Annotated in this window: 27 protein-coding genes; 12 read left to right on the top strand and 15 right to left on the bottom strand. The window is 59.2% G+C overall.

Annotation, left to right across the window (positions count from 1 at the left end; translation table 11 throughout):
* From FXO11_RS06280 to FXO11_RS06270, 3 genes are read right to left on the bottom strand one after another with little or no spacing between them, the layout of a single operon-like run.
* Positions 1-735, bottom strand: coding sequence for a copper resistance protein B (locus FXO11_RS06280; RefSeq protein WP_148862193.1), 735 nt, complete (start codon positions 733-735; stop codon positions 1-3).
* Positions 732-2,699: a copper resistance system multicopper oxidase gene (locus tag FXO11_RS06275; protein ID WP_227546058.1), complete on the bottom strand. Its 1,968-nt coding sequence runs from the start codon at positions 2,697-2,699 to the stop codon at positions 732-734. The genes FXO11_RS06280 and FXO11_RS06275 overlap by 4 nt, the downstream gene beginning before the upstream one ends.
* Before the next feature lie 40 nt (positions 2,700-2,739).
* Complete coding sequence (locus tag FXO11_RS06270) at positions 2,740-3,303, bottom strand: cupredoxin domain-containing protein (protein ID WP_148862192.1); 564 nt, start codon at positions 3,301-3,303, stop codon at positions 2,740-2,742.
* Positions 3,304-3,497: 194 nt separating this feature from the next.
* On the opposite strand from FXO11_RS06270, the gene FXO11_RS06265 reads away from it, so the two are divergent.
* The 10 genes from FXO11_RS06265 (at position 3,498) to FXO11_RS06220 (ending at position 14,010) form a co-directional block, all read left to right on the top strand.
* A complete protein-coding gene (locus FXO11_RS06265) occupies positions 3,498-4,163 on the top strand; it encodes a response regulator (RefSeq protein ID WP_148862191.1) in 666 nt (221 codons plus the stop codon).
* Positions 4,150-5,490, top strand: a complete 1,341-nt coding sequence (locus FXO11_RS06260) for a sensor histidine kinase (RefSeq protein WP_148862190.1) — start codon at positions 4,150-4,152, stop codon at positions 5,488-5,490. Before FXO11_RS06265 ends, FXO11_RS06260 begins: the two co-directional genes overlap by 14 nt.
* Positions 5,491-5,732: 242 nt before the next feature.
* The gene (locus FXO11_RS06255) at positions 5,733-6,089 is read left to right on the top strand and encodes an NADH-quinone oxidoreductase subunit A (protein ID WP_148862189.1); all 357 of its coding nucleotides are present in this window, start codon (positions 5,733-5,735) and stop codon (positions 6,087-6,089) included.
* The gene (locus FXO11_RS06250) at positions 6,086-7,345 is read left to right on the top strand and encodes a hypothetical protein (protein ID WP_168203131.1); all 1,260 of its coding nucleotides are present in this window, start codon (positions 6,086-6,088) and stop codon (positions 7,343-7,345) included. Before FXO11_RS06255 ends, FXO11_RS06250 begins: the two co-directional genes overlap by 4 nt.
* Entirely contained in the window at positions 7,342-8,268 is a 927-nt protein-coding gene (locus FXO11_RS06245) for a complex I subunit 1 family protein (protein ID WP_148862187.1), read from the top strand. Before FXO11_RS06250 ends, FXO11_RS06245 begins: the two co-directional genes overlap by 4 nt.
* Positions 8,265-8,873 carry an NADH-quinone oxidoreductase subunit J family protein gene (locus FXO11_RS06240; protein WP_148862186.1) on the top strand — a complete coding sequence of 203 codons (609 nt, stop codon included), beginning with the start codon at positions 8,265-8,267 and terminating at the stop codon, positions 8,871-8,873. Before FXO11_RS06245 ends, FXO11_RS06240 begins: the two co-directional genes overlap by 4 nt.
* A 67-nt stretch (positions 8,874-8,940) precedes the next feature.
* The gene (nuoK, locus tag FXO11_RS06235) at positions 8,941-9,246 is read left to right on the top strand and encodes an NADH-quinone oxidoreductase subunit NuoK (protein WP_148862185.1); all 306 of its coding nucleotides are present in this window, start codon (positions 8,941-8,943) and stop codon (positions 9,244-9,246) included.
* On the top strand, positions 9,246-11,114 hold the full coding sequence (locus FXO11_RS06230) for a proton-conducting transporter transmembrane domain-containing protein (protein ID WP_148862184.1): 1,869 nt from the start codon (positions 9,246-9,248) through the stop codon (positions 11,112-11,114). Before nuoK ends, FXO11_RS06230 begins: the two co-directional genes overlap by 1 nt.
* Positions 11,111-12,598 carry a complex I subunit 4 family protein gene (locus FXO11_RS06225; protein ID WP_148862183.1) on the top strand — a complete coding sequence of 496 codons (1,488 nt, stop codon included), beginning with the start codon at positions 11,111-11,113 and terminating at the stop codon, positions 12,596-12,598. Before FXO11_RS06230 ends, FXO11_RS06225 begins: the two co-directional genes overlap by 4 nt.
* Positions 12,598-14,010 carry an NADH-quinone oxidoreductase subunit N gene (locus FXO11_RS06220; RefSeq protein ID WP_148862182.1) on the top strand — a complete coding sequence of 471 codons (1,413 nt, stop codon included), beginning with the start codon at positions 12,598-12,600 and terminating at the stop codon, positions 14,008-14,010. Before FXO11_RS06225 ends, FXO11_RS06220 begins: the two co-directional genes overlap by 1 nt.
* A 75-nt stretch (positions 14,011-14,085) precedes the next feature.
* Here FXO11_RS06220 and FXO11_RS06215 read toward each other — a convergent pair whose 3' ends face one another.
* Both FXO11_RS06215 and FXO11_RS06210 read right to left on the bottom strand, forming a co-directional pair.
* Complete coding sequence (locus tag FXO11_RS06215; RefSeq protein WP_148862181.1) at positions 14,086-14,643, bottom strand: CAP domain-containing protein; 558 nt, start codon at positions 14,641-14,643, stop codon at positions 14,086-14,088.
* Between the two features lie 152 nt (positions 14,644-14,795).
* Entirely contained in the window at positions 14,796-15,371 is a 576-nt protein-coding gene (locus tag FXO11_RS06210) for a porin family protein (RefSeq protein WP_148862180.1), read from the bottom strand.
* A 291-nt stretch (positions 15,372-15,662) separates the two neighbouring features.
* On the opposite strand from FXO11_RS06210, the gene thpR reads away from it, so the two are divergent.
* A complete protein-coding gene (thpR, locus tag FXO11_RS06205; protein ID WP_148862179.1) occupies positions 15,663-16,247 on the top strand; it encodes an RNA 2',3'-cyclic phosphodiesterase in 585 nt (194 codons plus the stop codon).
* Between the two features lie 11 nt (positions 16,248-16,258).
* Here thpR and FXO11_RS06200 read toward each other — a convergent pair whose 3' ends face one another.
* Positions 16,259-17,860 carry an alkaline phosphatase family protein gene (locus FXO11_RS06200; RefSeq protein WP_148862178.1) on the bottom strand — a complete coding sequence of 534 codons (1,602 nt, stop codon included), beginning with the start codon at positions 17,858-17,860 and terminating at the stop codon, positions 16,259-16,261.
* A 163-nt stretch (positions 17,861-18,023) separates the two neighbouring features.
* On the opposite strand from FXO11_RS06200, the gene FXO11_RS06195 reads away from it, so the two are divergent.
* On the top strand, positions 18,024-18,275 hold the full coding sequence (locus FXO11_RS06195; protein ID WP_148862177.1) for a YkoF family thiamine/hydroxymethylpyrimidine-binding protein: 252 nt from the start codon (positions 18,024-18,026) through the stop codon (positions 18,273-18,275).
* A 40-nt stretch (positions 18,276-18,315) separates the two neighbouring features.
* Here the strand turns inward: FXO11_RS06195 and arsJ are convergent, their stop codons facing one another.
* From arsJ to FXO11_RS06150, 9 genes are all read right to left on the bottom strand, one after another.
* Positions 18,316-19,542 (bottom strand): organoarsenical effux MFS transporter ArsJ, encoded by a 1,227-nt coding sequence (gene arsJ / locus FXO11_RS06190; RefSeq protein WP_148862176.1) that lies wholly within the window; start codon positions 19,540-19,542, stop codon positions 18,316-18,318.
* Position 19,543: 1 nt separating this feature from the next.
* Positions 19,544-20,548: an ArsJ-associated glyceraldehyde-3-phosphate dehydrogenase gene (locus tag FXO11_RS06185; RefSeq protein ID WP_148862175.1), complete on the bottom strand. Its 1,005-nt coding sequence runs from the start codon at positions 20,546-20,548 to the stop codon at positions 19,544-19,546.
* Between the two features lie 26 nt (positions 20,549-20,574).
* On the bottom strand, positions 20,575-21,303 hold the full coding sequence (gene arsH, locus FXO11_RS06180) for an arsenical resistance protein ArsH (RefSeq protein ID WP_148862174.1): 729 nt from the start codon (positions 21,301-21,303) through the stop codon (positions 20,575-20,577).
* Complete coding sequence (arsB, locus tag FXO11_RS06175) at positions 21,300-22,340, bottom strand: ACR3 family arsenite efflux transporter (protein ID WP_148862173.1); 1,041 nt, start codon at positions 22,338-22,340, stop codon at positions 21,300-21,302. Before arsB ends, arsH begins: the two co-directional genes overlap by 4 nt.
* Complete coding sequence (locus FXO11_RS06170) at positions 22,340-23,110, bottom strand: metalloregulator ArsR/SmtB family transcription factor (RefSeq protein ID WP_148862172.1); 771 nt, start codon at positions 23,108-23,110, stop codon at positions 22,340-22,342. Before FXO11_RS06170 ends, arsB begins: the two co-directional genes overlap by 1 nt.
* 287 nt (positions 23,111-23,397) lie before the next feature.
* Positions 23,398-23,784: a hypothetical protein gene (locus FXO11_RS06165; RefSeq protein ID WP_148862171.1), complete on the bottom strand. Its 387-nt coding sequence runs from the start codon at positions 23,782-23,784 to the stop codon at positions 23,398-23,400.
* Between the two features lie 109 nt (positions 23,785-23,893).
* Complete coding sequence (locus tag FXO11_RS06160; RefSeq protein ID WP_202980295.1) at positions 23,894-24,568, bottom strand: DUF899 domain-containing protein; 675 nt, start codon at positions 24,566-24,568, stop codon at positions 23,894-23,896.
* A gap of 265 nt (positions 24,569-24,833) precedes the next feature.
* Positions 24,834-25,292, bottom strand: a complete 459-nt coding sequence (locus FXO11_RS06155) for a VOC family protein (protein WP_148862170.1) — start codon at positions 25,290-25,292, stop codon at positions 24,834-24,836.
* Between the two features lie 394 nt (positions 25,293-25,686).
* Positions 25,687-26,241: a nucleotidyltransferase family protein gene (locus tag FXO11_RS06150; protein ID WP_227546057.1), complete on the bottom strand. Its 555-nt coding sequence runs from the start codon at positions 26,239-26,241 to the stop codon at positions 25,687-25,689.
* Between the last annotated feature and the right edge of the window lie 43 nt (positions 26,242-26,284).

The raw sequence follows: 26,284 nt of genomic DNA, 5'->3' as shown, positions 1-26,284 counted from the left end.
TCAAAACACCAGGCGCGCACCAACGACAGCGAACCAGTCGCTGGCCGAACCGCCTTCCTCCTCGGCCAAATCCCGCGTATCCTCGTAGCTACGTTCGTGGACCACACCGATATAAGGCGAAAATGCACGATCAACCAGATCGTAACTCAGCCGTATTCCGGTTTCGGTGCTGGACAACCCCTTACCCACGCCGATTTCGCGGTCCTCGCTGAACGCCACTGTAGCGTCGAGCCCGAACGCCATGATCAGGCGATTCGTCAATAGCAGCTCATACTCAGCATCGAACTCCGCAGATGCTTTTCCTTCATCACTGACATACAGGCTAGCGTCCACCTCAAACCAGTACGGAGCGAGGCCCGCCACACCGAGAACGCCATAGGTCCGATTCGGGCCCTCTGGCGTATCGACGCGCACCCCGGCCTTGGCATCGAAAAAGTCCGATATCGGCGTCTGCAGGAGTAGCTGGTTCTCCAGATCCTCGAAGCCGTTTTCTTCAAGACTGTATTCACCCTTCGACAACCAGCGTAGCTTCAGTTCATCCGTGCCATAGAAGGCATCGGCATCCCACACACCCAGCTCTTCGTCATCATCACTGTAGCGATACTCCAACTCCTCGAACTGCACACCCCAGAAATGGCTGAACGTATGTATGCCGCGATCTTCGGCGAGGGCGCTGCCGGTAAAAAAGATCAGTGCGCAGGTGGCGGGCAACCACTTAAAGGCCGGGTTTCTCATACGCCACCTCCTTCGCGCTGCTGATCCGCACCGTTCGCTTGCTCCGGGCCACCCTCGACGATGACTTTGCGAAACATACCGGACGCCGCATGGTAGGAAAGGTGACAATGGAAAGCCCATTGGCCCGGCGCATCGACCTCGGTCTCCATATAAACCGTCGTGCCCGGCTGAACGCTGATGACATGCTTGATCGGGTTCCATTCGTCAGCGCCAACATCCAGGATCGACCACATACCGTGCAGGTGCATGGGGTGGGTCATCATGGTTTCGTTGACGAACTTGAAGCGCACGCGCTCGCCGTACTGCAAGCGAATGGGGTCGGCATCCTCGTACTTCACACCGTTGATGCTCCAGGCATACCGTTCCATATTACCGGTCAGCCGCATTTCAATTTCCCGGGTGGGTTCACGGTCCTCGTACAGCGGCTCTTGAGCGCGAAGGTCCGAATAGGAGAGGAACTTGCCGCCGTTGGCCGCCTGGGGGGTAAGGCCACTCCCCGGCGCATAGAAAGCATCGCTGCCGGAGGCGTCCGCTGGCATCGAGCCGTGATCCATCGTGCTGTGGTCCATGGCACCCTGATTTGCAGTACTCTGCTCCATGTTGCCGTGATCCATGGTGCTGTGATCCATACCGCTCATGCCCTGGCTCGGTGTATCGCCATCGCGCGTCATCCCGGGCTTGCCAGCCTGAGCCATGTTTTCGTAGCCCATACCTTCATGACCCATACCTTCATGGCCCATGGCTTTGTTGTCCATGCCTTCCATGGAACCTTGACCCTGCTCACCGTGGTCCATTCCCGCCATTGCGCCATGATCCATGCCGCCGAGATCCATGCCCGCCATTGCGCCATGATCCATGCCGCCGAGATCCATGCCCGCCATTGCGCCATGATCCATGTTGCCGTGATCCATACCGTCCATGCCGGACATATCCGCCATGGTCAGTCGCGGCGCTTCCCTTAGTTCGGGGACCTCACCCTCTTCGCCGTTACGGGTCGCCAGAGTTCCGCGGGCAAAGCCGGATCGGCCCATGGATTCGGCAAAAATCGTATAGGCCTTGTCGTCCCGTGGACGTACGATCACGTCATAGGTCTCGGCAACGCCGATTCGGAACTCATCAACCGTCACCGGCTGGACGTTGTTGCCATCGGCTTCGACCACTGTCATTTCCAGCCCGGGAATGCGGATGTCGAAGTAGGTCATGGCCGAGGAGTTAATGAAGCGCAGCCGAATCCGCTCGCCCGGCTCGAACAATCCGGTCCAGTTCTGGCCCGGGCCTTTGCCGTTGATCAGGCCGGTAAAGCCCTGCACGTCTTCGACATCGGCTTTCATCATGCGCATATCGCCCCACATCAGACGGTCCTGAACCGTCGCCCAGAAGCCTTCGCTCTCAACGTCGTCAAAGAAGTCCCCCACGGTCAACTGCTGACGGTTGTAGTAGTCCGGCATCATCTTCAGGTTGCGCATGATACGTTCGCCGCTGTGCGGGTGCTTGTCGGTCAGTTGAACGACGTATTCGCGATCATAGCGAAACGGCTCGCGGCCCTTGGGTTCGATGACGATGGCGCCGTAGGCGCCATTAGGCTCCTGGAAGCCGGAATGGCTGTGGAACCAGTAAGTGCCGTTCTGGACGATGGGAAAACGATAGGTAAAGGTCTCACCGGGCTGAATGCCCGCGTAACTGATCCCCGGAACGCCATCCTGCTCGAAGGGCAGAATCAAGCCATGCCAGTGGATAGAGGTGGAGACATCCAGGTTGTTGGTGACGTTGATGGTTACGTCTTCGCCTTCCTTGAAGCGCAGGACCGGACCGGGCGAACTCCCGTTGTAGCCGATACCCTCCTTCACGAAATCGCCCGTGTCGATGCTCACGCGATCGACGGATAAATCGTATTCGCCTGCCACAGTGGACAGCGATGCGGTCATCGCCGTAAGCGCAATCAATACATTGCGTACTAACGTCATAGCTTTGCCTCTAAGACCTCTAAATCATTCATTCGCGCCATTACTTGAACTCGACATCGCCAACCATACCGGCCTGATAATGGCCAGGAACGTTGCAGGCAAATTCAAGCGTGGTCGGCTGACCAAACTGCCATACCAGCTCGGCGGTTTCGCCCGGAGCCAGGAGTACACTGCCGGGGTCGTCATGCGCCATGGTATGACCGTTCCCCATATCCATGGCCATCCGCTCTCGATTGAGCGTTCCACCTTGGATGACGCCGTGATCAACCATCATTTTCATCATGTCCTGGCTGGCTTCGTGCATCGCGGGCGTGCCCAGGCTGAACTCGTGAACCAGCGCGCCTTCGTTGTTCAGCTTGAAGCGAATGGTTTCTCCGGCGCTGACGGCGATCTGCTCTGGCTCGAAGTAGTTGTCGAATAGGTCCACTTCAATCGTGCGAGTCACTTCACCTGCTTTGCCTTGCTGGCCAATCGGCATTTGCGCTTGCGCCGAAGAGTGCCCTTCGTGACCGTCGTGGCTAGCCCCGGCCCACACTCCGGTGGAAACAAAAGAGAAAACCACAAACGCTGTTTTTGAAACGAACCAAGAACAGGCATTTCTCATGGATAAGCTCCTGAAGGATGATGTAAAGCGAGCCGGCTTCGACCCGATGGTAAATTCCAGCTTACTTTGCCCTGGCAAACTGAATCCTTGCTGAATTCACCTAAAAAAATTGTTCAGCTACAGTTCAGGCAAACGCCGTATAGTGACAAGCCGTTATGATGCGCGTACTGACGGTAGGAGAAGGAGATAAAAACATGCGGCTGTTGCTGGTCGAAGACGACGACATGCTAGTGGAAAGCCTGAAGCGCTGGCTGGCCGATTCAGGCTTCGTCGTGGACTGGGTGAACACCATCGCCCAAGCCAAAACACTCGGCCTGCAGGAAGACTACCGTGTGGTTATTCTGGACATGGGACTACCTGATGGCGACGGTCTTCAGGCGCTGCGTCACTGGCGCCAGAAACAGCGCTCAACGCCGGTGCTCATTCTCACCGCACGCAGTAACTGGCAGGATAAGGTCAACGGCCTGAAGGCCGGCGCCGATGACTATCTCGCCAAGCCATTCCATGCCGAAGAGCTGATTGCCCGCATCCGCGCGCTGATTCGACGCTCCGAAGGGCGCAGCGATGCCCGGATCCTTGTCGGCGGCTTTGCCCTGGACGAGGATCGCCAGCAAATCCAGACACCAGACCAGGCGTGGCACCCCCTGACGGGCACCGAATTCCGCATGTTGCGCTGCCTGATGGGCCGCCCAGGCAGGCTACTGTCAAAAGACGAACTGGTGGAACAGCTCTATAGTCTCGACGACGAACCGGCGCACAATACCATCGAGGCTTACATTCGCCGGCTGCGAAAAATCGTCGGCAAAGGGGCTATTTCCACCCAGCGCGGCCAGGGCTATACCTTCCATGCCCATGAGTAAGCAGAACTTGTCGATCCGCGCGACCTTGCTGCTATGGCTTTTACCACTGATGGCCGCATTCATGCTGCTGGCCTGGTTTATTCACGGGGTGCTGCTTGAGCGCATGACGCGGGATTTCGTGCATGATCGTCTCCAGCAGGAGGCTCTTTTTCTACAAAAACAGGTTAACGAGCTTTATCCGCAGGTGGACCCTATGTTGACGGCCGGTCCCTATTTCGAGGATGTCTTTCACCATGCGTTCGCCATTCAGGTGGGCGAACAGGCGTTTGTCTCCCCCGACCCACTGCGTCCTCTCCTAGCCCCGCTGCTCGCTGAACCCTCGACGGATTTTCTCAACCTCGACTTCGAATCGAGACAATACCTGGCCTATCGCAAATCTCTGGTAATTGACGAGACCCCCGCGGTCATCGTGGTCGCCGAAGACCTGAGCGGACTCAACGGGAGTCAGAGCGAACTTCATGCATGGACCGCGTTCGTAGCACTGGGACTGCTCGTGATTTTGATTTTACTGGTTTTGCTGGCGGTCTCCCTGGCGCTCAAACCGGTGCGCCAATTGCGCCATTCGCTTCAGGAGCTGCAGGCAGGCCACGAGGCCCGGCTGAACTTGAATGCACCGCGTGAGTTTGTTCCCCTGATTACCCAAATCAACCGCCTGCTGGATATGCTTGACCAGCGCCTACAACGCTCCCGGGATGCCCTGGCCAACCTGTCCCACAGCGTCAAGACGCCAATCGCAGCGATCCAGCAGGTGTTGCAGAATACCGAGCGCCCGCTGGACAGCGATTACCGGCTACGTTTAGCCAACCGTCTGTCCGATATTGACCGGCAACTGGAGTCCGAAATGCGGCGCAGCCAGTTCGCCGGGCCACAGGTTGGGAAATTGGCGCACCCGGTAAAACAGGCGCGCGACATGGTATGGATGGTGGGTCGGCTATACCGCCATATCAGTTTTGAATTGCAGACGGCGCTGGAAAGCGAGTTCAAGTGGCCTATCGAAGAGCATGATTTGAACGAGATGCTGGGCAACGTTCTCGACAATGCGGGCAAGTGGGCCAGAGCCAGCGTCAACCTTGCCCTTCTTATGGTCAACGATACCCTGATAATCAGAATCACCGACGATGGCCCAGGCGTTGCTCCTCATGAACGGGAAAACCTGGGTACACGCGGTCTCAGACTCGACCAGCAAACACCGGGACACGGGCTTGGCCTGGCTATTGTGCGGGACCTGGTTGACCGCTACGGCGGTACGGTGGAATTCAACGATGCTCGCAGCGGCGGCCTGGAAGTCCGTATTAGCCTTCCAATGCCGGCGCGCAAAGAAGTTTGATAGGCCCCGAACTTAAGAACCTCGCAAGATTAAACACAGGTTATTTTCAGGTTCATTTCAGTTTGGCTAACTATGGTTACCCTATAAACGTTATTGTCCAAACAACGCCTTACGCTGAAACGGACGGGTTCCGGGCGTTTTTCACAAACGCAGCAAGGCTGTCCCCAGAAATACTGCGAGTCCCATTTTCTAATTGACTCAAATTCGCAGCCCTCTCTACGCTAAGGAAGCACGGATAAGGCATGGAATTGAAACAGTTGCTGGTTCTGCTGATCATTGCGCTACTCACGGCCGCTTTCGGCCTCTGGGTCCAGCGTACGCCCAGACAATCAAGCCATCCCATCACCTGGCCCCAGCGGGCGCCTTTCCTGGGCGGCGGACAGCCGGATACCCACGCCTGGACCCGTTTCCACGTGCGCTATTACCCCATGACGCTGCTGCTCATCGCCTTCGAGATGGAGATGATGTTCATGTACCCCTGGGCGGTGGTCTACGTGTCCGAAGGCATCAAGGCCCTGACCGAGATGGGCATGTTCCTGGGCATTCTCTCCATCGGCATCCTGTACGGCTGGCGTGAGGGGGCGTTCAAATGGCAATGAGCTGGCTGCGAAAATGGGCCGGCGCGGCGCCCGTCCCGCTGTTTCCGGTGGTTGGACACGCCGGGGAGTCAGCGCTTGAAGTCCTGCAACTCGCGCCTGGGATAACGCTCACAACGTCGCCAAGGCATGCCCGGGCGCTGGCGGTCCTGGGAACCGTCGATAGTCCTGACCTAGATGCCCTGAAGCGTATTCACGATCAGGTGCCGGGACCCCGGACCAGCCTCTGGTATGGCGACACTGAAATTCCACGGGAACTGCACAGTTCCGCTATTCGGGCCAGTACGCCGGAAGACCTCGCCGAACAGGCCCGTCAGGTTTATCGGAAACTCATCAGCGGCGACCATGCCGGTGATGTGAACCTGTGTCTGGACGAGCCTCCGGCCCCCTGGAAAGGGTTGGGCGATGGCCACGGAGGCGAGGGCATGATGGGCGGCAAACCCTACGGTCGCCCCATGGCGATGCCCGAGGACGATCTGCGTGACGGCCTGCAGCTCGATCCGCTGGATTTTACCCTGGGGCCGTTTTCCACCCTGCTGCCGCCGGGGATGACCGCCCGCATCAAGCTCCATGGCGATGTCGTCGCCGATTTCGAGGTGGTCTCAAGGCCTTATCCGCGTACATTACCCGCCGTGTTCCATCAGGCCCAGCGCCAGCCGGTGCCCATCGCCGATCTGGAACTGGCCCGGGCGGGCTACCACCTGCGCCGTCTCAGCGATGTTCTCCAATTAAACGGCCTGACAGCTTACGCGATACGACTACGTCAGCGGGTGGCCCACCTCAAACCCGGCCAGTCCCCGAGTGAGCTGGTGCCTGCGTCGATATGGCGATCCCTGTTTCGTGTCGCCGGCGCCGATAAAGGTATTGTCGAGTCCGACAGTCTGGCGAGGCTGCGCGGCCCCGCTGCACGCGCCGCCGACGTGGCTATGGACGCCCGCAGCCAGGACCCGGCCTACGCCTCGCTCGGCTTCAAGCCTGTGGTCCAGCAGATGGGAACCTGCGCCGCGCGCTGGAAGCAGTGGCTCGACGAAGCCGAACAGGCGCTGGAATTGGCTTTGGCGGCCCAACGGAACGAGGCGATGAACTCGCCATCCCATCCGGTGGAGTCACCGCTGGGACTCTTGGCCAAATCGGAACCGCCGGTGGATTGCAGCGATCTGCTGGCGCCGCTGCTCGTCGGTCTGGAGTGGAGTGAAGCCATGTCGGTTATCGCCAGTCTCGACCTGCCGGCCATTCGTGAAGGAGGTGCCGGGTCATGACGGTGGGTTTGCTCTTTGGCTCCGTCTTTACCGTGCTGCTGGCGCTCTTGGCCGGCATCTACTGCGTCGCGGCGCTCGATGCCGCTGTGCACGCGCGTATCGCCGGTGCCAACGGGCGGAATAGCCTGATCGCCCCGCTGCAGGATGCCGCCAGCCTCTGGTATGCCCCCGCGAACCAGACCGAAGCGCCGGACCGGGCCGCCTGGCGTATCGCTCCGGTACTTTATCTGGTGTTGGCGGCGATGGGATTGGCGTTAGTGCCTTGGACCGCCCGCTTCATCCCGGTGGACCTGACCACGGGCATTGTGCTCTGGGGGGCGCTGGAACCGCTCGCCACAGTGGTGATCTTTCTCGGGGGCTGGGCGCCCAACGCCCACTTCCCCCTGCTCGGCGCTTACCGGTACGTCTCCCTGGGGCTGTCCTACATCCTGGTCAGCATGTTCGTGCTGATTGGCGTCGCTTTACCGGCGGAATCGTTACAGGTCAGCGCTGTGGTCGAATCCCAGGCCGAGCTGTGGAATGTGATTCGCCAGCCGCTCGGACTGCCCCTGTTCCTGATCGTCGGCCTGGGTATCAGTTTCTGGGGTCCGCTGAACTTTGCCGACGCCGGCGATTTGGCGGGCGGAGCCACGTCCGAAGCGTCGGGGCGCACGCGCCTGCTCTGGCAAATGGGCCGCGCGGCCATGCTGGTGGCCTTTGCCGCCATCGGCGCTTCGGCTTTCCTGGGCGGCTGGCAGGGGCCGTGGCTGCCCGGCCCGGTGTGGCTGATCCTGAAGACGCTCGCGCTGCTACTGATCCTGGTCTTTCTCGGGCACCGGCTGCCACGTCCCTCTCCCGAGCGTTTTCTCACCGTCGCCTGGGTGGTCCTGTTGCCGCTGGCTTTCCTGGATCTGGCCTGGGCCGGCCTGGAGGCCCTGTTATGAGCGCCGTTGATATTGTCTTCTACGTCAATGCCGCCATCGCGATCTATGCCGGCTGGCGGGTGTTCGTCACCGACTCCATGGTGCGCGCCTCGTTCTTCCTGCTGATTTCCTTCCTGGCGGTGGGCGTGATCATGCTGCTGCTTGCCGCCATCTATCTGGGCGTGGCGCTGTTCTTCATGATGGCGGTGGAGATGATGGTGATGGCCCTGTTCATGGTCATGTTCATGATGAACCCGGCCGGCCTGAATCCGATGAAGATGGTTCACCAGGAAAAAGTGGCCATCGGGGTCGGGGTCGCAGCTTTTCTGGCGCTCGGCGCCGTCGCGCTATTTGGCGAATTTCCCAGCCGGCCAGTCCCGGAAGGCCTGAAACCCGTGGTGTCACTGGGCCACGAATTGCTGGGCGATTCCATGCTGGTGTTCGAGTCCGCCGGCGTCACTTTGTTGGCCACCATGATCGCCGTGGTGATGCTCACCAGCCACCGGGGCCGTTTTGGCGATGCCAATGAAGGCTCCCAGCCACCGGGCCTGGAACCGGGCGGCGACCCGGCGGACAAGCCGCCCGAGGACGAAGGCGGTGGCCACCACCATCACCATTGCCACTGAGCCTTCCTCATCGCAGTGACAAAAAAGAAACAGGAACAGTGAAAGGAACAGACACAAGGAGAGGTCCATGACACTGGTAACACTGCTCATCGTTGCCGCCGCATTGATCGGCATCGGCCTCTATGGCGCCTTTTCCCAGCAGTCTTTCGTGATGCTGATGATGGGCCTGGAGCTGATTCTCAATGGCGCGATGCTCGCAGCGGTGAGTTTTTGGGCGCTGACCGGTGGCGGTGCGCCCGAGGGACAGCTGCTGACAATCATCGCTATGGCGGTGATGGCGATCGAGATGGCCATGGGTTTTGCCCTGGTCATCTCGGTCTACCGCGCCAAGCAGGCAGATATGACTGAAGCCCTGGACGGACTGAAGCACTGATGCTCTGGTTGATCCCCCTATTCCCGATCATCGCCGCCGGCCTCCTGTACCCCTGGTGGCGCACCACCGCCTCGCGGCCGGCCCTGGCGGTGTCCGCCGCTGGCGTGGTCGCGGTCACGCTGGCGCTGGTGGTCGTGGCTGGAACAGCGGGCTGGACAGGGTCGCTGGTCTGGAGCGAGCAGCTCAGGCTGGCCATTGGTTTTACGCCAATGACGTACCTGGCGGCGCTGGTCGTGCCGTTGGTGGCCGCGCCCATTGTTTTCTACGCAGCGGCCCATGAATCGCCCCACCGTTTGGCTCGGCTCCTTGCGCTACTTGTAGCATTCACGGGTGTCATGGAGCTGATTGTGCTAGCCCGGGACCTGCTCAGTCTGTTGATGGTTTGGGAGATTGCCGGCGCTTTGTCCTGGGCCTTGATCGGGCACGAGTTCAAAGACCGCGAACGGGGCCGGCATGCCTCCCAGGCGTTTCTGACCACCCGTACCGGGGACCTGGGCCTTTACCTGGCCGCCTTCATCGCTTTCCAACACACCGGCAGCCTGGCCTACGCCGACCTCGGTCAGATGGATCCTCTGGCGCTGGGCCTGTTTGCCGCCGGCGTCACCCTGGCGGCCCTGAGCAAATCCGCCCAGCTTCCCTTTGCGCCCTGGCTGTTCGCCGCCATGTCCGGCCCGGCGCCGGTATCGGCCCTGCTGCACGCAGCGACCATGGTCGCTGCGGGCGTTATTCTGCTGATGCAGTTCCAGCCTATTCTCGCCGGCGTGGATTGGTTCGGTCCCCTATTGATCGCTGCCGGACTGACCACGGCGCTGGCCGGTGGCCTGGTAGCCACCGCCACGCCTCACGCCAAACGCCTGCTTGCCGGCTCCACCTCGGCCCATTATGGCCTGATGTTTGTGGCCATCGGCGCCGGTTACCCAGCGGTTGCGCTGCTGCATTTCGCGATGCACGCCTTGATGAAGGCACCGCTATTTATGGCGGCGGGTATAGCCGGTCATCGCGCGGGTTCTTACGAGTTGGGGCAAATCGCTCGTGTGAGGTTGCCTAGCGGGCTCCGCCCGGCCGCGCTCATTGCGGCGCTCGCCCTGGCGGGACTGGTACCGCTGGGCCCGGCCTGGAGTAAGGAAGCCGTGGTGACGTCAGCGGGTCTCACCGCACCCTGGCTGGCACTCCTGGTCGCAGTCGCCGGTGGGCTTAGCGCTCTTTATGCCGCCCGTTTCCAGGGCTGCCTGTTTCCTCGCTCCACCGCACTGACGGGGCCGGAATCTGCCGACGGCACCCATGGCGGCCTGCAACGCGCTCCAGTCTATTTCCTCGTCGCGCTGGTGATTCTCAGTAGCATGATCTGGCTGCCGGGCGTTCACCGTGGCCTCGGTCAGTGGCTGACTACATCGTTCCCGTCGACAAAGCTTTGGGAGTTTGTCGTCTCGCTACTGCTGGTGCTGGCCGGTCTATTCCTGGGGCGCCGTTTCGCCGCACGTGAGATCAGCGGTTCCGCTCAGAGCAGCACCGTCCGCACTTTTCTGTCTCAGTGGATGCGACTGCCACAGGCGGCCCATGGCCTGATCGTAAAACCGGTGGATATTGTTGCGGTCCGTCTCGCCACACTGGATGACCGTGCGGTGGACGCCGGCATCCGTGCCAGCACCCGCTTTACACTTTGGTTGGCGAACCTCGGCAGTCGTACCGTGGAATGGCTGTTCGACGAGTTACCGGAAGGCCTCGCCCAACTCGCCGGCAAGGCCGGAGAAAATACTCGCCAGTTGCAGTCCGGCATGCTGCACCACTACTACAGCCTGATGGGCATTGGGGTTGTGGCGATGGTTCTTACCCTGATTCTAGGCATGTTCACAGGAGGATTCTCTTGATTCTGACCGCCTCACTGGTCATACCGTTACTTGGCGCCCTGGCCCTGGCTCTCTGGCCGGGCTGGTCACGCGCGTCGGCCCGCGGATTCGCCATAGCCGTGACGCTGGCGCCGCTGGTCCTGATGCTTATCGCCTGGGCACGATTCGATACCGGCGGCGCCATGTTCCAACTGGTCGAGGAAGTGGACTGGGTGCCGTCACTGGGCATGGGCTTCCGTCTCGGTGTGGATGGCATTGCCCTTGCCATCGCCGCCATGACGGCCCTGCTGTTTACCGGCGCGACGATCTATCCCATCGACACTCAAGGCTCTGCGCGCCAGTACTACGCCTGGATTCTGTTTCTGGAAACGGCCTCCCTTGGCGTGTTCCTCGCCCTCGATCTGCTGCTGTTCTATGTGTTTTTCGATCTCACACTGGTGGGCATGTATTTCCTGATCGGGCGCTGGGGCCACGGTGAGCCGCAGTACGCGGCGCTGAAATTCTTTCTCTACACGCTGTTCGGATCGCTGTTCCTGCTATTGGCGATCTTGGGTCTTTACCTGTCGGCCGACCCGCTCACCTTCGACATGCGCGAGCTGATTGCACAGCAACCGCTGGCAGGCGCTGGCGTCTTTGCCGGCGTGGTCATGGCCGCTTTTCTACTGGGCTTTATCATCAAGACGCCCCTGGTTCCATTCCATACCTGGCTGCCCCGCGCCCATGTGGATGCGCCGGCCCCCGCGTCGGCCATTCTTGCAGGTGTGCTTTTGAAGATGGGGACGTACGGTTTGATCCGGATTCCCTACAGCATGATGGCGGAAACCTTTTCCGCCTGGGCGCTGCCGCTGGCGATCCTGGCACTGGTCTCCATTATCTATGGCGCCCTGGTGGCTCTGGGCCAGAAAGACATCAAGCGGCGTATTGCCTATACCTCCATCAATCACATGGGCTATGCGGTGCTCGGTATCGCCGCCGCAGGCGCCCTGCTCAACGGCAGCGAAGTGGCCCGTTCCATGGCGCTCGTAGGGGCGACTATCGAAATGGTGGCCCACGGTCTGATCACAGGCGCGCTGTTCCTGATCGCCGGTTCCTTCTGGCAGCGGGGCGAAACCTATCGGCTGGCGGATTATGGCGGTCTATCCGCAAGAACGCCTAAGCTGGCCGGGCTGACCACTCTGGCGGCCTTTGCCAGCCTGGGTCTGCCGGGCCTGGCGGGCTTCGTCGCCGAGTTCCATATCTTCGTGGGGACGTTTGGCGTCTACCCCTGGCTGGCAGCGATCGGGTTGCTGGGCATTTTGATCACGGCTGCGCTTTTCCTGCGGATGCTGCAAACGCTGTTCTTCGGTCCGTTGCCCGAGCGCTGGAATACCATGGCCGATCTGAGAACCAGCGAAACCCTGGTGCTGGGTGTCCTGCTGTTGCTGGTGGTTGTGATTGGCATCTATCCCACTGCGCTAATTGACGTGATTGAGACCTCCACTCGCTGGCTGGTGGGAGGCAGTTGATGCCTATTGCCGACCTGCTGCCGGAGTTGATCCTGCTCATCGGCGCCGCCGCGATTATCGTTGCTGCGGCCTTTCTGCCCCAGCGTCTGCAGGGTCTTTGCGCCCCGGTGACGATGGGCTTGCTGGTAGCCAGCATGGTTCTGGTGTCAATCCGCTGGGGTCAGCCGGACCAATTGACGTTCAAGGGCGTCTGGGCGCTGGACGGCGCAGCGCAGTTCGCCAAACTGCTGATCTTTGGTAGCGCCATTGCCGCCACTGCGCTTTCACCGCGCTGGATGGCCACTGACCGCCGGCACGGCGAGTACTACGGCCTGCTGCTCTTCGCCGTGCTCGGGTCGGTGATGATGGCGGCGGCGGCCGATACCATGGAGTTGATCGTCGGCGTGCTGCTGTCTTCGGTGACGGGCTATGCCCTGGTGGGCTATCACCGGCAGTGGAGCCCCTCCCAGGAAGCGGCGATGAAGTATTTCCTGGTGGGCGCGCTCGCCAACGCCTTGTTGGTGATCGGCGTTGTCCTGCTCTTCGGCCTCACCGGCGCCACCGGCTACACCGAGCTGGCAGCGAGCCTGGCTGAGAATCCCGACCCCTGGGTTATCGTTACCTCATTGGTGCTGATACTGCTGGGCCTGGGGTTCAAGCTGGGCGCAGCTCCCGCGCATATGTGGATGCCCGATGCGGCCCAGGCCGCGCCAGCACCGGTAGCCGCCCTGATTACCGTGATCACCAAGGCGGGCGCCGCTGTCGCTTTGGCACGCTTTGCCATGCTGCTGCCCGATGCCATCGCTTGGCGATGGGCAATCGCGCTGATAGCCGCAGTGACCATGACCTGGGGTAATCTGGCGGCGCTCTGGCAGACCAACCTGCGCCGCCTGCTGGGCTGGTCGGCCGTCTCCCAGTCCGGGTATGCGCTGATGGCCATCGTGGTTCTGGGTGTGACGGATCAAGCCTTGCCGGCCCTGCTGGTCTTCCTGGCCGGCTACGCGGTGGCCAACCTCGCCGCGTTCTCGGCGGTGACCTACCTGCGCGGCCGGACTGAGCTGGACGATTACCGCGGACTGGCTCGCAGTCGCCCCTGGACAGCCAGCGTGATTATTCTCGCATTGCTATCGTTTCTGGGGCTGCCGCCGCTGGTGGGTTTTTTCGGCAAGCTGATGCTGTTCGGCGCTGCCATCGAGGGCGGTTACACTTGGCTGGCGGTCGCGGCCATCGTCAATACCGTGCTGTCGCTGTTCTATTACCTGCGGGTGATCGCGCCGATGGTGTTCGCGAAGACCGACCAGAAAGCAGCCGACCTCGGCTGGCCCGCCGCGGCGACGATGGCCGTGACGGGGCTGCTGGTCGTTGCACTGGGGATCTGGGCCGAGGGTGTTATTCAAGTGGCTCAGAGTGGAACCCTGGTATTGCTTCGATAAACGTTTCTGTTCGATTCGAAGCTACATCGTTCACGGGGTCTGTCGTTCGCGAGATCTAAGCAAGTGGGGTTTGGATTAGCGGGGTTTGGCGAAAACCTGTGTCCAATAGTTTCCGCCGTCGTCCGCCGAGCTTTCCGCGCGCGCGGCCCCGAACTCTTCGAACTTCGGGTTCATGATGTTGGCACAGTGTCCGGCGCTGGCGAGCCAACCCTCGAAAATCACCGCTATCGACACATTGCCGGATGCGATGTTCTCGCCAACAGCCCGCCAGGCATATCCTGTCGCATCGACACGCTGTGACACCGAGCTATCATCAGACCCGGTGTGACTGAGGAAAGCCCCAGCCGCCATGTCTTCACTATGGGACCGGGCAGCCTTTTCCAAAGTGCAGGAATAGGTCAGAGGGCCGGCCACCGCATAGCTTTCGCCACCACAGGACCGGCGTGTCGCGCGCGCCTCATTCACCCGTTCGAGCATGTCGAGCTGATAGCCTTCCGGCTCGCACGCGGCAGCCGAAGCATCGTCTTCGCCGTGAACTGAGCCATTGAAAGCCGCCAGCAACGTCGTCGCTAGCAGCAACCGCATGGTTGAGGACCTGAGCCTGACGTTCGCGTTTCGAGGTTTATCCAGCATGGCTTATTCCTGCCTTGAGACACTAAGAATCTCTCATCCTATACGAGAAAAGGTGCCGGCATGGGGCACCTTTTCTATTCACAGCTCTACTCAAAAGCCGGCGAACAAACGTCCGCGCACCGGCTTTCTCGCTATATCTCAGTTGCCTGAGATCAGAACATATAGTTCAGACCCACACGGGCAGTATCGAACTCCGGTCCATCGTTAGTGACCTGACCGTTGAAATCGTCTTCGTCGATCTCTGTGTTGTAACGGTTATATTCGGCGTAGGCCGTCAGGCTCTCGGTAACACGGAAGTCGACACCGGCGCCGATGACCGGGCTGACCTCATCGTAGGTTTCATCTTCGTCGAAAGCTTCCACGTCATAGGAGTAGACGAAGGCACCCGCCTTGCCGTAGACGCCGAAGCTGTCGGTGACCGGGATTCGGCCTTTCGCTGACAGCGCAAGCCCTTTCAGGTCACTATTCACTTCATCGTCTTCGCCAAACTCGCCGAAATCGAGGTAGTCACTTTCGATGGCGAAAAATTCGTTGAACTGGTAACCGACCGTACCTGCAAACAGATCGTTCTCATCGTCAAACTCACCACCGTGGGATTTGAAGCCACCATAGCTACCCCCGACATAGAACCCTGAGTCGTCACGGTTGTCCTGTGCCATTAAATGCGGTGCGGTAAAAACCGCAGCGCTCAGGAACGTGATGCATGCCAGATTTGTTTTTTGGTTCATACGAAGTATTCCCCGTAGGTCTCGTCCATGGAATCCGTTCGGCTCAATCAGCGCACTGACAGCTGCACCGAACTGCGTGAAATCAAGATACCTAAACTTTTCGGGAGCATGAATTAAATCCAGAATACTATTTATTAATCATGTCGTTAGGTTACCGATGCGTTAACTTGACCGCTTCACTCACGGCGAGTTGTGTCACAAAAACCGTCAGAAGTATCAGAAGAGACTAGACTTAATCAGAGGTTCCTTAGCGATCCGTTCACGCGTCGAGTCTCCAAAAGGGAGAACGCCATGCTCCGCCTGTTTGTCGGCCTGGAATTGCCAAGCGACACCAAGCAACAGCTCATTACCTTGCGCACCGAGCTTACGGATGCCAAATGGCAAACCGAGGAACAGCTGCATCTGACCCTTTGCTTCATCGGCAATGTCGACGACGAGCAGTTGGATGCGATCTACGAGGAACTCTACCGCGTCACGCTGGCGCCCTTCAGATTGGCGGTTAATGAGGTGGGGCTGTTTGGATCGCCGCTGCATCCCCAAAATCTCTGGGCTGGCGTTGCACCGGAATCACCCGTCAAAGCGCTCCATGAGGCTATTCACGAGCGCATGGCCCCTCTCGGAGTATCGCCCCCGGAAAAACCTTTCCGGCCACATGTCACTCTGGCGCGATTTCGCCGACGGCGCTCCCGGCAACCGCTGATCAGACCCGACCGCAAGACCGAAATGCCCGTCATCGAGCATTTCCTGGAACGGCATAAACAGCTAGCGTTGCCCGATTTCCATGTCGGGCATTTCAGTCTGTTCAGCAGCACTCAACGGCCGGAGGGCTCCCACTATCAGGTTATAGGGCGTTTCCCTTCGGATGGGTTTGACTAGTTCAAAGTGTGCTAGCGGCTTGTAACAGGACGCGACGTAGAAAAATATTGATGAAGGAAAGGGCGAAAGCGATCCATGCCGACTCCAGCGATGTCGGTGGCGGGCCTTGTCCCCCAACGAAATCCCGCTAGACCGGCCTCTCTTTCGCTGACAAAAGGCGTCAACAAAGCCGGGTTCCGGCTGACCAGATGAACCGGAACATCCCGGCTGACATTTTGGCCGGTTACCAGCGGCGCGGCCTGGTGGTCCCCTAGCAGAATAAGCAATGCATTCTCCCCCAGGTGGCGCACCGCGTACTCCGTAGCCACGGCCAGCGCGTAGTCGATGGCCTGTACATAGTGCTCGCGTACACGCTCGGGGGACCGCCACAAACTGGCCGGAGCTTCGCCGGCATTGCGCCAAGGTTCAAAGACCTCGCCCCGGCCAATCGTCTGCCAGTCCTCCAGCACCGGCAGAATAGGCACCCAGGGCGCATGGCTGCTGATCAACGCAAGCTCCGCGAAGACGGGCGTCTGGGCTGGCTCGCGCACTTGGCGCTGGAACCACGACCAGGTGTATTGATCCGGCATCGTCACCCAGTTCAGAGGTGGCCCGGCATAGTCCATGCGATCGGCATCGTAGATACGGCTATACCGGAGCTGCCGGCCCTGGGGCCAGGCCCGCGTGATCGCCGGCATAACGGCGACGGCGTCATGGCCCGTGTGGCGAAAATCGTCGATCAGCGTAGGGTAATTGCTGGATAGAAGGATCTCGTAGTCCAACGGACTGTCCACCCAGAGCCCGCTAAGCAACGTCGCATGCGCCAGCCAGGATTGCCCGCCCTGTACTGGCGAACGCAGACGGCCACTGACCACATGCAGTCCGGCATCGGCAAAAGCCTCGTCCATTATTGAAAGCCTGCGATCCAGGGTCTTTCGGTACCGCGGGTCAACTAACGCCGAGATGCCATAGGATTCGACAAAACCCACCGTCACATCGTCACCGGCCAGCCGATCCAGCATAACCGGCCCACCGTGCAGGTCTTTCGCTTGCGGCGTCCCCACCTGAAGATCGAAGGCTTGCGTGGCACGGTGGGTTTCGAGGGCCAGCGTGACTTGCCGGACCAGCAACTCACCGCCACCAAGCGCGACCGGAATAGCATTGACCGGCACGAGAGTCAGCCCGGCGAAAGCGGCACCGAGTAAAGCCCAAGCCTGCGTAGGCGGCGGTGGGCGGCGCATGACCCGGACCAACAGCGTCCTCACCAGCCAGGCAGAGCCGGCGACCCAGCCAAGGATAATCACACCGGCCAGCACGGTTGCACTCACCCCCAAGTTGGTGAGCATTAGATGAATGCTTTTATCAACCAGCCCAGTGTCCAGGTAGAGGTTCAGCGGCCGCCCCAGGGTTTGCACCAGCAAGGCACTGGCAATGGCCAACAGCGTCAACACGCCATAGCCTGCACCCAGCAGCCAAGCCAGACGGCAGCTCCAGCGACGCTCCGGGATGAGTGCAAAAAAGCCAACCAGTAGCAGGGCTTCGAGCGCCACCCAGGGGACGGGCCCGGCCCCCGGTAACTGCAGGCCGATAAACATGAGATTGAGTACGAACAGAACGATCAACAGGCGTACCACGGCGAGCCCACAAGAGAGACAACAAAGAAGGTAAAAGTAACCATACGCTCGCTGCCCATGCCAGGATTCATCAAGCGATTACGAACGCACTGGCCGGATACCGGTAGGCAGGAGTACGCTGTCCCAAGGAACCTAGTGCACTAGCAACTTAAGGAGTATTGTCATGTATCTATCGGTACAGATCAGCCATTACCCGCTGCAAGACGATTATAAGCCCAGCATCAAGGAAGTGATCCAGCGGCTATCCAGCAGCGGGCTGGAAGTGCATCCCAATCGGATGAGCACCCAGATCTTCGGTGAATTCGATCAAGTCATGCAGGTCTTATCGGAGACCATGAAATGGTCTTTCGAAACCCATGGCAAGGCGGTGTTTACGGTGAATTTCCTGGAAGGCGACCGGCGTCCGAAAACTTGATCGCATGACTATGACTGCGCGCGAGCGTTCCCACAAGGTTCTACGCTCGCGTAGCCCCTTCTCCACGGGCGGCAGCGTATTTTAACGGAAGCTGCGCTGTGGCCACGACTGCGACCAGCAGCAGCATTGAAGAAACCCAGAGGCACGCCTCGATACCGTAGGCCTGATACACCCAGCCGGACAATAACGTGCCCATCAAACGACCCATCGCGTTGGACATATAATAGAACCCGACGTCCAGCGATACACCGTCCGCCCGCGCCAAGCTAACGATCAAATAGCTGTGCAGCGACGAGTTGATCGCGAAGATCACCCCAAACAGCAGCAACCCGCCCACCACGATCAGTTGAGCCGGGAGGTCCGTACCGAGCCCCACCGCGATCAGCGCGGGAATACCGGCAAGCAGCGCGGCCCAGAATACGGTGACGCCCCGCCCCGGCATGGTGTCAGTCGACCGGTGGGTAAAGGCCGGCGCCACCGTCTGCACCGCGCCATATCCAATCACCCAGATCGCCATGAAGCCGCCGACTTTCCAGAAGTCCCAGCCAAAGGTGGTATGTAGAAAGACCGGCAGGGCCACCACGAACCAGATGTCCCGTGCGCCAAACAGGAACATGCGCGCAAACGACAACACATTGATGGCCCGGCTTTTTGAAAGAATGTCGGTAAATTTGGGCTTGGCCTTGCTCTTGCCCAGTTCCTGGGAAAGCAGAATCAGGCTGCCCACCCAGACCAGCAGCAACAAGCCACCCATAATCATCACCGCACCGCGGAAGCCGGCCAGCATGAGCAAGGCGCCGCCCAGGAAAAATCCCACCCCCTTGAGCGTGTTCTTGGAGCCGGTCAGCAACGCCACCCATTTATAGAGCTTGCCCTGCTGGGAACCGGGCACCAGCAGTTTGATGCCGCTTTTGGCGGACATCTTGTTCAGGTCCTTGGCGATGCCCGACAGGGCCTGGGCCGCCATGACCCAGGGTACGGTGAGCGCGGCCGCCGGTACGGCCAACATCCCCAGTGCAATGATCTGCAGGAACAGGCCGATATTCATGGTCCGGTTCAGCCCCATGCGAGCGCCCAGATAGCCACCCACCAGATTGGTCACCACGCCAAAGAACTCGTAGAAGATAAACAGCAGTGCGATTTCCAACGGCGAGTAGCCCAGCTCATGAAAATGCAGCACCACCAGCATGCGCAGCGCGCCGTCCGTAAGCGTGAAAGCCCAATAGTTGCCGGTAATAACGAGGTATTGGCGGATGGCGGCGTTCATCTCAGGCGTGGCCCACCTTGCGCATCAGCTCCACCGTGCGGTTGGCGTAACCCCATTCGTTGTCGTACCAGGCGTAGATCTTCACCTGGGACCCGTTAACGACCATGGTCGACAGCGCATCGATGATGGAGGAACGCGGGTCGGTTTTGTAATCGATAGACACCAGTGGGCGCTCTTCGTAGCCGAGGATGCCGGCCAGCTCGCCTTCAGCGGCCTCTCGCAGAAGCCGGTTCACCGTCTCACGGTCCGTCGGCGTTTCCACTTCAAACACGCAGTCGGTCAACGATGCATTGGTCAGGGGAACACGCACCGCGTGGCCGTCGAGACGGCCTTTGAGTTCGGGAAAAATCTCGATGATGGCCGTTGCCGAGCCGGTGGACGTCGGAATCAACGAACTGCCACAGGCCCGGGCCCGGCGCAGGTCCTTATGGGGCGCATCCAGAATGGTCTGGGTGTTGGTCAGACAATGGATGGTGGTGATCGAGCCATGCCGGATCCCCAGCTTCTCGTGGATCACCTTCACCACCGGCGCCAGGCAGTTGGTGGTGCACGAGGCGGCCGTCACGATGCGGTGAACGGTGGGGTCGAACTCGTCATCGTTGACGCCCATCACGATGTTCTTGGCCCCCGCCTCCTTGACCGGCGCGGATACCACCACCCGTTTGACGCCCTGCTCCAGATAGCCGTTCAGCACCTCAACAGTCTTCATTTTGCCGCTGGCTTCGATCACCACATCGCAATCGGACCAGTCGGTCTCGCCAATGGTTTTGTTCCCTGTAACCCGGATGGCGTGTTGGCCGATAGCAATACCTTGCTCGTCGGCGGTCGCTTCATGCGCCCAGCGGCCATGAACGCTGTCGAAGTTGAGCAAATGTGCCAGGGTTTCGGCACTGGCACCCGGATCGTTGATCGCGACGAACGCCACATCGGGCCAATCGTAAGCGGCGCGCAGCGCCAGGCGGCCAATCCGGCCAAATCCGTTGATGCCGACTTTGAGTGTGCTCATGGTCCAAGGCTCCTGATTGATAAAGACTAGAGGCGGCCGAGGATGGCCTGCTCCCGGGCGAAGGTGTCGGGCTGTGTCTCGGAATACCGCGTAGTTAACAGATCCGTGTGAGGCCGCAGCAGCAGGGTAAAGCGGATCAACTCCTGCATCACATCGACGATGCGCTCGTAATAGGCTGACGGCAGCATGCGGCCGTGGTCGTCGAACTCCTGGTAGGCTTTGGGAACGCTGGACTGGTTGGGGATGGTGACCATCCGCATCCACCGCCCCAATTGGCGCAACGTGTTGACCGCGTTGAAGCTCTGCGAGCCTCCCGACACCTGCATAACCGCCAGCGTGCGTCCCTGCGTCGGTCTGACGCCACCCATGTTGAGCGGCAGATGATCGATCTGAGCCTTCATCACGCTGCTAATCTGGCCATGGCGTTCAGGACTGCACCACACCTGGCCTTCGGACCACAACGAAAGCTCCCGTAACTCATGCACCGCCGGGTGGTCGTCATGCTCGATCTGATCCGGTAGCGGCAAGTCCGACGGATCGAAAATCCGGGTTTCGGCGCCCATCAGGTTGAGCAGGCGCGCCGCCTCCTCCACCGCCAGCCGGGAATAGGATCGCTCGCGCAGAGAGCCATAAAGCAGCAGGATGCGGGGCGCGTGTTCCGGGGCGCCCGGCGCATTTATAGAGGAAAAATCCAGCCTACTGAGGTCGATATGAGGGCAGTCGGAGGGTGCGTCCAGGGTTCTGATTCGGGTCATGATGTCGCCTCCGCGGCGGTCGTTTGAGGAAACCAGTGCCGGGTCCGATTGGCCAAAGCCACCAGGGATAACATCACGGGCACTTCGACCAACACGCCGACCACCGTCGCGAGAGCCGCACCGGATGTCAGACCGAACAGACTGATCGCAACCGCAACAGCAAGCTCAAAGAAATTGGACGTGCCGATCAGCCCCGCAGGGGCTGCAATGTCATGCGGAAGCCGCATTGAACGCGCCGCGCCATACGCGATGAAAAAAATGCCGTAGCTCTGGATAAGCAGCGGGATGGCGATGAGGACGATCGCAAGCGGGTTATCGAGAATCCGGTCCGCCTGAAGACCAAACAATAAGGCCACAGTGGCCAGCAGTCCCAACACCGTCGTTGGTTTACTACGGGCCAGCCAGCTTTCAAGCCGGCTCGGCCCCTGCCTGAGCAAATGAAGCCGGGTCAGAATGCCGGCGATTAAGGGCAGCACAACGTAGAGCGTCACCGACAGCAGCAGCGTGTCCCAGGGCACTGTGACGTCGGATAGCCCCAGCAGCAACGATGCCAGGGGCGCAAAGGCAAAAATCATGATAATGTCATTGATCGACACCTGCACCAGCGTATAACTGGGATTGCCCTTGGTCAGGTGACTCCAGACGAACACCATGGCGGTACACGGCGCCACGCCGAGCAAGATCATGCCGGCGATGTACTCGTTCGCGGTCTCCGGCGCCACCCATTCGGCGAAGAACACCCGGAAGAACAGCCAGCCCAGCGCCGCCATGGTGAAAGGCTTGATCAGCCAGTTAATCACCAGGGTGAGCAGTAAACCGCGCGGCTGCTCACGGACATCCCGTAATGCCGCGAAGTCCACCTGCACCATCATCGGGTAAATCATGGCCCAGATGAACACCGCGACTACCAGGTTCACCTGAGCCCAGGTGAATGCGGCAATCCCCTCGAACAACCCCGGAAACACATGCCCGGCAGCAACACCAAAGACGATCGCCAAGGCCACCCAGACACTCAGGAAACGTTCAAACAACCCCATCAGACACAATCCGTTTTAGCAGGCCGATTCGGCATCGTCGCCAACCGGTCGATCATGGGTTCAAGAAAGGCCGCGTTCTCATCCACAGCCGCTCTGAGCGTCGTCAGCACCCAATCGGGCAAGGCCGGATGCAACCGATAGTAGATCCACTGCCCACGACGCTCGTCCTGCACCAGCGCCTGCTCCCGCAAATGGGCGAGATAACGGCTAATGCGCGGTTGCGACAGCTCCAACGCTTCCGTCAATTCGCAAACACAGAGTTCTTCGTGCTGTTGGATCAACAACATCGTCGCCAGGCGGTTCTCGTCGCCCAGCGCTTTGAAAACGCCCGCCGGCGGATAGTGGATCGGCCGGTGACCGACCTTCTGATGCACCATGACAAACAGACTGATGCGCTCTTTCAGCTCCTTCATCACCAGTGCAAACGTTGAATGCCGATTCTTGGGGACGGGGTCGGGGAAATCCCAGGCAATCACCTGCCCGACAGACGCGATGGGGTGACACTCCCGAGCGGCCTTGTCGCAAAGCGTGATGACGTAATCCCAGTGTTGATCGCCAACAGAAGCCGTCGACTTGGAGCGCGCCCCGGCGCTGTCCAGCCCTGCCTCTTTAATGCATTGCAACGCCATCGGGTGCGGCTGCGTGGGACCAGTACCGGCACTGGCCACTTCAAACTGATCGCCAGCCATGTCCTTCAGGATCGCTTCAGCCATCAGCGAGCGTGCGCTGTTGGCCGTGCATACGAAGAGTACTCGACGTCGACTTTCCATCTGTATACCTGAATATATTGATATTCGTATATTACGAATAAAGAATATACCAGATGCAGTAGAACCTAAAGAGTTGAGGAATAGTATTTTGCAGGCTGCCTGCCTGAAGCGGGATGGCATGGGTGGCATGAGATACCCAACGAAACCGAGCAAAGGCTCCGCTTTTTAGAGTGGGTGTCCTTTCAAGAATTCATTTTAGAGTGGGTGTCCTTTCAAGAATTCAACCAACGGGTGCCTTTGAAGAATTCAGGCGTGGACTTCATTGAATTGTTATGTATGCGCCCTGCTTAGAATGCCATGGCTGCTGATATTGCCACGACCAGGAGCCCAACCCATCCCGGATGCATGCCTTTGGTTGCGAAAAGGACCAGGGCGCTGGAGACGCCCATGGAAGTTGCAACCGCTCGGAGAAATAAGCTTTGGACATCGGTGACCGGATAAACAGACATAAAAACGAGGATCCCCGCAATGGCCAGACCGAATACAGAAACAATGTGCCATGTAGCCCACAATATTCTAACGTGACGCTCCCTGAGGACCGGCTGCCCCCGCGTTGGGACAACTGTACCCTCACGCATCCGCTTGAAAATGAGAACTTCGCCAAGCACAGAATGGACAAGCGCCACGACGACAGCGACCAGTCCACCGACTAACAACCAGCTTTCACTCGTCATCCGCTTGATTCCTTTGGTGTTGGCAAGTGCTCAGCCGAAGCCAAAAAGCGGCGGTCGGCTGCAGCGTATTGCTGGACGTTTTCTCGTCGTATCAGCTCTTCACGTTCAGCTACATGTCGTACTCGTCGCGCAAGAGCCACCACTCATATGGCGGGGTCTGCGGCCAGCCTTCGGGAGAATCTTCCCATGGCTCCTGCCGACCGTACGGCGTGAGGTCAAGCAAACGGAAGTGGGTATCGAACAGTTCGCCGCCGCGGGCGGTGGTAAAGTACGTGAGGTATACACGGTTGTCATCACCACGGATGAATACGTTGACGGCAAAACCCTTCCCTGCGCCGAAAGCATCGGCGAAGCGGCGACCTTGATCAGTGTACCAGGGAGCGCTCCAACCCATCCGCTTTTGCAGGGCGATGATCTCGTTCTGCGGCGCCGGTGACGTGAACACGAAGGCGGTATCTCTAGCAGTGACATGCGAAAGATTGTGACCGACGTTGTCCATAACCATTGAACAGCCCTCGCAGGGCGCCGCACCGGGTTCCAGCATTGCGCAATAGACGATCAGTTGCCGGCGCCCATGAAACAGGTCAACTAGCGATACCTCACCCTCGGGACCGGTGAATGCGTAGTCTTCCTCGACGGGGACCATCGGCAGTCTTCGGCGCTCGGCAGCCAGTGCGTCCAACGCCCGCGTCAGCTCCTTTTCCTTGGCGAGGAGTTCTTGGCGCGCCTCTCGCCACGTCTCAAGCGATACGGATTGCGGAAGTGTAATCTTACTCACTGTCATGATGCCGGCTCCTTTCATCCAAATTGCACTTCATAGTCGAATGGGTAGCGTCGATTTCGACAGCGTCTGTGACGCGGGCGGATGACATCCAGGACTCGATCGATATCCGCTTCTCGATACGTCCTCCACCACTTGCTCGCGAAACGCCTGGAAGCTTCGCTGAGGAGTTACAACGCTGAGAGCCAGACGACGCCGCGGAACAGCGGTCGGCCGGGACCTTCGAACCAAGTCAGTCCATGCTGCCTTTTTCCCTCAAGGCCTCAGCTCAGCTTCCCATGGGGCGATCGCCCGTATAATTGACCTGCCAATGTATGCCGAATTTATCAACGCACGCGCCGTATCTCTCCGCCCAGAACATCTCATTCAAGGGCATCACAACCCTGCCGCCCTCGGATAGTTTGCCGAAAAGCGCTTCAGCTTCGGCCGCACTGTCGGTTTCAAGCGTGATCTGCGTATTATTGCCCGCTACCAGCTTCTCCGGCATGTTTGACGTGGTGTCCGTGCCCATCAGAGTCGTGTTTTCTGTCAGAGGCAGGGAGACGTGCCCGACGAGGTCCTTTTCCTCCTCTTTCAGAGACGGCATGTCCTCCATACCCTCCATTGACGGAAAGTCCCGGAAGCGCATGATGCCCCCCATGAAATCACCGCCAAAGATGGCCTTGTAGAAGTTGAATGCCTCTTCGGTATGGCCCGCAAAGTTGAGGTAGATATTGACCGCTTTCATCGTCGTTTCTCCTGTCGGATAGTGGTGCGTAGCCGCCTTGCCATTACCAGCACGCTTGCTCGCGACAATTAGTCGAACGAGACTTCCGAAAATCGACATGCGTTTGAGGCGAACTAGTCCGTATATGGTTTAGCGAGCGTGGGAGAGCTTTTTCGTGTAGACAACAGGCGGGATTGCTCTAGCAGCGGAACACAAGCTGCCTTTTAATGCTGAAACTTGATGTACAAGCAGAGCGAAGGATCCGGTCTTGGAGTGGGTGTCCTTTTAATACGTTTGGAGTGGGTGTCCTTTTAATACGTTTTCAATGCAGAACTTTGCGGCAATTTAGGAGGTCGAGTAGGCAATCGGAAAACCGTAGCGAAGCGGAGGTTCTGACATCCGGTCCAAAGCTTGGTTACGCGCCGTCATAGATAGCTCGGATATCGTCAACATCCACCGGACGTGAGAGCGCAGACTTATACTGAATCAAGTCTTCCTTCAGCATAAGGGGAAGCTCAAGACCCAACAAACGCACCATCGCATGGCGGGAAAAATCTATATCAAGCGGAACCCAAGTTTCTCTGCCTGCATCGAATATTCTTGGACCGTTAGCGCTACCTACCTCCACTTTGATGCCTTCATACTTGAACTGGACGTAGGTTAGATCCCAGCCTTCCTCTTGGCGGTGAGCGGCAGTTTTAGATACAAATGCCTGGCCGGCCTGAACCACTGACGAAAAGTACTCACCGGGGACAAAAAGGTCGATGTCATTCAGTTCGCGCTTAGAGCCATATCCCTTTGCTGCGAGTCCGCCACAGATCAGAAAAGGGATATTGCTCTCTCTCAGTAGCCCCACGATCCACTGGGCTGCTAAATGATGCACGCCTCCTCCTTTTGCGAAAAACGAGGCTGTATAAAAACCAAATTCTGAGCCATTCCTACCAACCTTTGCAGCTGTTCTTTTATTCATCCGAGGTCGGCTAGCGCATTGATTTATTTAGAGGCAATAGCGG

This window comes from Marinobacter fonticola (assembly GCF_008122265.1).
Lineage (GTDB): Bacteria > Pseudomonadota > Gammaproteobacteria > Pseudomonadales > Oleiphilaceae > Marinobacter_A > Marinobacter_A fonticola.
This window is presented reverse-complemented; position numbering and strand designations above follow the sequence as displayed.

Coding starts and splice junctions, on each gene's coding strand:
- FXO11_RS06280 (WP_148862193.1), bottom strand. CDS start 735: ATGAGAAACCCGGCCTTTAAGTGGTTGCCCGCCACCTGCGCACTGATC.
- FXO11_RS06275 (WP_227546058.1), bottom strand. CDS start 2,699: ATGACGTTAGTACGCAATGTATTGATTGCGCTTACGGCGATGACCGCA.
- FXO11_RS06270 (WP_148862192.1), bottom strand. CDS start 3,303: ATGAGAAATGCCTGTTCTTGGTTCGTTTCAAAAACAGCGTTTGTGGTT.
- FXO11_RS06265 (WP_148862191.1), top strand. CDS start 3,498: ATGCGGCTGTTGCTGGTCGAAGACGACGACATGCTAGTGGAAAGCCTG.
- FXO11_RS06260 (WP_148862190.1), top strand. CDS start 4,150: ATGCCCATGAGTAAGCAGAACTTGTCGATCCGCGCGACCTTGCTGCTA.
- FXO11_RS06255 (WP_148862189.1), top strand. CDS start 5,733: ATGGAATTGAAACAGTTGCTGGTTCTGCTGATCATTGCGCTACTCACG.
- FXO11_RS06250 (WP_168203131.1), top strand. CDS start 6,086: ATGAGCTGGCTGCGAAAATGGGCCGGCGCGGCGCCCGTCCCGCTGTTT.
- FXO11_RS06245 (WP_148862187.1), top strand. CDS start 7,342: ATGACGGTGGGTTTGCTCTTTGGCTCCGTCTTTACCGTGCTGCTGGCG.
- FXO11_RS06240 (WP_148862186.1), top strand. CDS start 8,265: ATGAGCGCCGTTGATATTGTCTTCTACGTCAATGCCGCCATCGCGATC.
- nuoK (WP_148862185.1), top strand. CDS start 8,941: ATGACACTGGTAACACTGCTCATCGTTGCCGCCGCATTGATCGGCATC.
- FXO11_RS06230 (WP_148862184.1), top strand. CDS start 9,246: ATGCTCTGGTTGATCCCCCTATTCCCGATCATCGCCGCCGGCCTCCTG.
- FXO11_RS06220 (WP_148862182.1), top strand. CDS start 12,598: ATGCCTATTGCCGACCTGCTGCCGGAGTTGATCCTGCTCATCGGCGCC.
- FXO11_RS06215 (WP_148862181.1), bottom strand. CDS start 14,643: ATGCTGGATAAACCTCGAAACGCGAACGTCAGGCTCAGGTCCTCAACC.
- FXO11_RS06210 (WP_148862180.1), bottom strand. CDS start 15,371: ATGAACCAAAAAACAAATCTGGCATGCATCACGTTCCTGAGCGCTGCG.
- thpR (WP_148862179.1), top strand. CDS start 15,663: ATGCTCCGCCTGTTTGTCGGCCTGGAATTGCCAAGCGACACCAAGCAA.
- FXO11_RS06195 (WP_148862177.1), top strand. CDS start 18,024: ATGTATCTATCGGTACAGATCAGCCATTACCCGCTGCAAGACGATTAT.
- arsJ (WP_148862176.1), bottom strand. CDS start 19,542: ATGAACGCCGCCATCCGCCAATACCTCGTTATTACCGGCAACTATTGG.
- FXO11_RS06185 (WP_148862175.1), bottom strand. CDS start 20,548: ATGAGCACACTCAAAGTCGGCATCAACGGATTTGGCCGGATTGGCCGC.
- arsH (WP_148862174.1), bottom strand. CDS start 21,303: ATGACCCGAATCAGAACCCTGGACGCACCCTCCGACTGCCCTCATATC.
- arsB (WP_148862173.1), bottom strand. CDS start 22,340: ATGGGGTTGTTTGAACGTTTCCTGAGTGTCTGGGTGGCCTTGGCGATC.
- FXO11_RS06170 (WP_148862172.1), bottom strand. CDS start 23,110: ATGGAAAGTCGACGTCGAGTACTCTTCGTATGCACGGCCAACAGCGCA.
- FXO11_RS06165 (WP_148862171.1), bottom strand. CDS start 23,784: ATGACGAGTGAAAGCTGGTTGTTAGTCGGTGGACTGGTCGCTGTCGTC.
- FXO11_RS06160 (WP_202980295.1), bottom strand. CDS start 24,568: ATGACAGTGAGTAAGATTACACTTCCGCAATCCGTATCGCTTGAGACG.
- FXO11_RS06155 (WP_148862170.1), bottom strand. CDS start 25,292: ATGAAAGCGGTCAATATCTACCTCAACTTTGCGGGCCATACCGAAGAG.
- FXO11_RS06150 (WP_227546057.1), bottom strand. CDS start 26,241: ATGAATAAAAGAACAGCTGCAAAGGTTGGTAGGAATGGCTCAGAATTT.